At 42.0% G+C, this 698-nt stretch carries 1 protein-coding gene; it reads left to right on the forward strand.

The annotated features are described in order from the left end of the window. The coding region (elbB, locus tag R7190_RS27565) for an isoprenoid biosynthesis glyoxalase ElbB (RefSeq protein ID WP_318137894.1) at positions 1-428 on the forward strand (428 nt) is incomplete at its 5' end. Between the last annotated feature and the right edge of the window lie 270 nt (positions 429-698).

Below are 698 nucleotides of genomic sequence, written 5' to 3' on the forward strand. Positions count from 1 at the left end.
TTGAGGATGTGGCTAGACTGAACGTTGAAGACTTTGATGCGCTATTGTTACCAGGTGGCTTTGGTGCAGCAAAAAATCTGACTGACTTTGCCGTTTCTGGCGCGGAATGCTCGATTAATACACACGTTGCACAAGCTTGCCGTGCGTTCGCAAATGCCAACAAGCCTGCCGGTTACCTCTGCATTGCCCCTGTCATTATTCCTATGATTTACGAACATGGCGTAAAAGGCACAATAGGTAATGATGACGCAACCGCAGCCGCGTTTCACCAAATGGGTGGAGAGCACGTTGAATGTAACGTAGATGAGTATGTGTTTGACGAGAAACACAATGTGCTTTCTACGCCAGCTTACATGTTAGCGCAGAATATCTCGCAAGCAGCTTCAGGAATCGATAAATTGGTATCAAAATTGGTCGAAATCGCCTAATTACTGATAGATAACTTAAAACTCAATTTTAAATCCCCATTGATAGATCGAATATCAATGGGGATTTTTTATACTTTAGTCTAATTGAGATATAAATCATCATCAGATTTCAATTTTTACCAATCGTTTGCGTCAATAGTTGCATATTTGGGCTACGTTGTATTTGTGTTGCACCTCCACACTGTGCAACAAGATCGCTGTCACAGTTTCCTCCTTTAAAGTACCCCTAAATGGGTAAACTTGCTCTGGATCGATTTCGTTCTAGAAAGG

It is taken from the genome of Vibrio sp. 1078-1, from assembly GCF_033340475.1.